Origin of the sequence: Arthrobacter sp. HMWF013 (assembly GCF_003061105.1) — a bacterium.
Classification (GTDB): domain Bacteria; phylum Actinomycetota; class Actinomycetes; order Actinomycetales; family Micrococcaceae; genus Arthrobacter.
Genome location: NZ_QAIQ01000415.1, coordinates 1 through 4544 on the forward strand (window position 1 = coordinate 1; position 4544 = coordinate 4544).

At 66.2% G+C, this 4544-nt stretch carries 4 protein-coding genes; 3 read left to right on the forward strand and 1 reads right to left on the reverse strand.

Annotated features, from left to right (window positions below):
* The first annotated feature begins 182 nt into the window (after positions 1-182).
* On the forward strand, positions 183-347 hold the full coding sequence (locus DBR22_RS23600; RefSeq protein ID WP_111906938.1) for an SPOR domain-containing protein: 165 nt from the start codon (positions 183-185) through the stop codon (positions 345-347).
* 50 nt (positions 348-397) lie between these two features.
* Here the strand turns inward: DBR22_RS23600 and panB are convergent, their stop codons facing one another.
* A complete protein-coding gene (panB, locus tag DBR22_RS15340; RefSeq protein WP_108599741.1) occupies positions 398-1303 on the reverse strand; it encodes a 3-methyl-2-oxobutanoate hydroxymethyltransferase in 906 nt (301 codons plus the stop codon).
* A 220-nt stretch (positions 1304-1523) separates the two neighbouring features.
* Between panB and glnA the strand changes: the two genes are divergently transcribed.
* Both glnA and DBR22_RS15350 read left to right on the forward strand, forming a co-directional pair.
* A complete protein-coding gene (gene glnA, locus DBR22_RS15345) occupies positions 1524-2864 on the forward strand; it encodes a type I glutamate--ammonia ligase (protein WP_108599742.1) in 1341 nt (446 codons plus the stop codon).
* A gap of 9 nt (positions 2865-2873) precedes the next feature.
* Positions 2874-4544 (forward strand): bifunctional [glutamine synthetase] adenylyltransferase/[glutamine synthetase]-adenylyl-L-tyrosine phosphorylase (locus DBR22_RS15350; protein WP_108599743.1); only part of this gene is annotated, 1671 nt, incomplete at its 3' end.

A 4544-nucleotide genomic window follows, 5' to 3' on the forward strand; every position in this document is an offset into this window, starting at 1 on the left:
GCTGCGGGCTGACCGTTCCCGGGTGAGGTTTCCGGTGGGTGCAGTTGAGGCTAGGGAAGGCATAGATTGATCATATAAGGGACCGCAGAACGCCAAGTAACTTCAAGCCCAACCTGTCCGCATCCGTGCATAAGTTACGCGGATCACAGAAAGGCCGTTGCAGGCCGGAACGAGGAGCATCGATGACGGAGTACTGGTACAACGTGAACACCCACGAGGTGGAGGAGGACGCGCTGTCGGATTGGAGCCAGCTGATCGGCCCCTACAAGACCCGGGAGGAAGCTGAACACGCACTGGAGAAGGTCCGGGCCCGGAACGAGGCCTGGGAAAAGGGCGACGAGGACTGACGGGCAAGCGCCCCCTGGCTGGCCTGCGGGCCAGGGGAGCGCGCAAGCGGCTAGAAGGAGTGCTCGGGCCCGGGGAACTGGCCGGAGCGTACGTCGTCGCCGTAGGACCTGGCGGCGTCGCTGAGGGTGGTGCGGAGATCGGCATACTGCTTGACGAACTTCGCCATCCTGCCGCCACGGAGTCCCGCCATGTCCTGCCACACCAGGACCTGGCCGGTGGTGGCGTTGCCGGCACCAATGCCTACTGTCGGCACGCTGATCGCCGCGTCCACAGCGGCGGCGGTGTCCGCCGGAACCATTTCCATCAGGACGCAGAACGCCCCTGCCTCGGACAGAGCCACGGCGTCGTCGATCAGGCGCTGGGCATCATCGCCGCGCCCCTGGACACGGTAGCCGCCGAGCGCGTGCTCGCTCTGCGGGGTGAAGCCGATGTGGGCCATCACGGGAACGCCTGCCTGGACCATGGCGCGGACGGTCTCGGCGTAATACTTGCCGCCCTCGATCTTGACTGCGTGGGCCAGGCCTTCCTTGAGGAAGCGGACGCCGGTTTCCACGCCCTGCTGTGCTGAGACTTCGTAGCTGCCGAACGGAAGGTCTGCAACCACCAGCGCACGCTTGGCGGACCGCGCCACAGCGCGGCAGAGGGGGAGGAGCTCATCCACCGTGACAGGCAGGCTGGTTTCGTTGCCAAAAACATTGTTGGACGCTGAGTCGCCCACCAGGAGCACTTCGATCCCGGCCTGGTCGAAGATCTCCGCACTGTACTGCTCATAGGCGGTCAGCATCGCGAACCGCGTGCCGTCCTTCTTGGCCTGCTGCAGGTGGTGGATCCGCACCCTGGCAGCGGGCTTCGCGGAACCTTCCGACGACGGCGCCGGCACCTTTGCCGGGCCGTTTCCGTACGGTGCGGGTACTTCGGCGGACGCGCTCGAGTCAGGGCTGTGGGTTGTGGCCATGCCAAGAGCGTAGTGCTGCAGCGGCGCTCCAAGCTACCGGGAAGCGGCCGGAACGCCGTGATCCCCGTCATATTTGGGCGCGTTGCGGTGTTAACGCTGTGTTACGTGCGGTGCAGGCTCCCGCATTGGAGCGGATTGCTTAGTAAAGTGATGGTGAGCTGCTGCCGGCTGCCGCTTTCGCGGACCCGGGGCAAGAACGTTGACCGGAGAAGAGGCCTTCATGGACCGCCAGCAAGAGTTTGTCCTGCGCACTATCGAGGAGCGCGACGTACGGTTCGTACGTCTGTGGTTCACCGACGTCGTAGGGTCGCTCAAGTCGGTGGCACTCGCCCCGGCGGAGGTCGAGGGTGCCTTCGAGGAAGGCCTCGGTTTCGACGGCTCCGCCATCGAGGGCCTGGCACGGGTTTTTGAATCCGACATGCTGGCCCAGCCGGACCCCTCCACGTTCCAGATCCTGCCGTGGCGCGGCGAGACCGAACAGACATCCCGGATGTTCTGCGACATCCTCACCCCGGATGGCGAACCTTCCGCGGCGGACCCGCGCAATGTCCTCAAGCGCACCCTGGCCAAGGCCGCGGACATGGGCTTCACGTGCTACACGCACCCCGAAATCGAGTTCTATCTCCTCAAGTCCCAGGAACCGGGCCCGGACGGCGCACCGGTTCCGGTGGACGAGGGAGGCTACTTTGACCATGTGCCCGGTGGCGTGGCCCAGGACTTCCGCCGCACTGCGGTGACCATGCTCGAATCCGTCGGCATCTCCGTGGAATTCAGCCACCACGAAGCGGGCCCCGGCCAGAATGAAATCGACCTCCGCTATGCGGACGCCCTCCAGACCGCGGACAACATCATGACGTTCCGGACGGTTATCAAGGAGGTGGCCCTGCAGCAGGGCACCTATGCAACGTTCATGCCCAAACCCTTCACCGCGCACCCGGGGTCCGGCATGCATACCCACTTCTCGTTGTTCGAGGGCGACACCAACGCTTTCTACGAGGCAGGCGCTGAGTACCAGCTGTCCAAAACGGCGCGCCAGTTCATCGCCGGAGTCCTTAAGCACGCGCCGGAGTTCACTGCCGTGACCAATCAGTTCGTCAACTCCTACAAGCGGCTTTGGGGCGGCGGGGAAGCTCCCAGCTACCTGAGCTGGGGCCACAACAACCGTTCTGCGCTGGTCCGGGTTCCGCTCTACAAGCCCGGAAAGGGTCAGTCGGCGCGCATCGAATACCGCGGGATCGACTCCGCAGCCAACCCCTACCTCGCCTACGCTGTTCTGCTTGGGGCCGGCCTGAAGGGCATCGAAGAGGGCTACGACCTCCCGGCAGCTGCCGAGGACGATGTCTGGTCGCTGAGCTCAGCCGAACGCCGCGCGATGGGGCATGACCCCCTGCCGGCGAGCCTCCACGATGCGATCCGTTCCATGGAGGATTCGGAACTGATGCCGCAGATCCTGGGCGAGCAGGTCTTCGAGCACTTCCTGCGCAACAAGCGTGCGGAGTGGCAGGACTACCGGCTCCAGGTCACGCCCTACGAACTGCAGCGTAACCTGGGCATTCTTTAGGCGGCGGCTTTGAGCCTCGCCCGCCGCCTCATCTCGGCCGGCTTCAGTGACCTGGAGAAGGGCGGGCGGTTCCTCGCTGCCGCCGAACTGGACGGGCTGGACCAGGACAGGATCTTCGCCGGCCTGGCAATGGCGGCAAACCCGGACACCGCCCTGCAGTCGCTGGTCAGGCTGATTGAAAAGCACCCGGCGCTCCGGGACCTGGCTGCGGCCGATCCGGAGACCAGCGAGCCGCTCTACCGGGTACTCGGTGCCTCCGAAGCCCTGGGGGAGTTCCTCATCCGGCATCCGGAGCACCTGGATGCCTTGGACGTCAAGGCGAGTCCCGAGCCAAGCCCTGCGGACCCGGAACAGCTCCGCGCTGCGCTGCTCACCTCCGTCCGGGCTGACCCCGGGTCAGCACGGCCGGTGGCAGGAATAACCGGGGCTGAGGCCTACGCTGCACTGCGAACGGCCTACCGTCGCGGGGTGGTGGACCTTGCGGTCAAGGATCTCTGCGCGGTTGATCCGTTGGACTTCATGCCGGCCGTCGGGGCGGAACTCGCGGATCTGGCCGGTGCCGCCATCGAGGCTGCGCTGGCTGTTGCCCGGGCCGAAGCGGCGGAGCAGTTCACCGCTGAGGAAGTGGCAGGCGTGGGCCTGGCCGTCATCGGCATGGGCAAATGCGGAGCCCGCGAACTGAACTACATTTCCGACGTCGACGTGATCTACGTGATGGACGCCGGGGACCTTGACGACGCCCGCGCCAGCACGGTGGGCACGGCATTGGCCACCGGCATCTCGCGGGCCATTTTCTCCGTGGCGCGCGAGCCGGGCCTGTGGGAAGTGGACGCCAACCTGCGCCCGGAGGGTAAATCGGGACCACTGGTGCGCACCCTGGCCTCCCACGAGAGCTACTACGCCCGCTGGGCCGAAAGCTGGGAATTCCAGGCACTCCTGAAGGCCAGGACCATTGCGGGGGACAAGGATCTCGGTGAGCGCTACGAACAGGCCGTTGCGCCCCTGATCTGGAGTTCCGCCGGCCGCGAAGGGTTCGTCGAATCGGTGCAGTCCATGCGCCGCCGGGTCACCGAACACATCCCTGCCGCCGAGGAACAGCGGCAGATCAAGCTGGGCCGCGGCGGCCTCCGCGACGTCGAGTTCACCGTGCAGCTGCTTCAGCTGGTGCACGGAAAATCCGATGAATCGCTCCGCCGCCGGGACACCACCTCGGCCATTGCCGCGCTCTCCGCCGGCGGCTACATCGGCCGGGCCGACGCCGCAGCGTTCGATCACGCCTACCGGTACCTGCGGCTCCTGGAACACCGGATCCAGTTGTTCCAGCTCCGCCGGACGCACCTGATGCCCGTGAACGAGGCTGCCCTGCGCGCTCTGGCGAAGGCGGTCCTGGGGCCGTTTTCAAACGACCGGCCGCCACCGGACGCCCTGTTGGCCGCCTGGCAGAAGACCAAGCGCTCGGTCCGGGAACTGCACGAACGCATCTTCTACCGGCCGCTGCTTAACACCGCCGCCAAACTCAGCACCGAGGACGCCAGGCTGACGCCGGAAGCTGCCCAGGGCCGCCTGGCCGCGCTTGGTTACGGAGACCCCCGCGGGGCGATGCGGCACATTGAGGCGCTCACGGCGGGTGTCAGCAGGAGGGCCGCCCTGCAGCGCCAGCTGCTGCCCATCCTGCTGGAC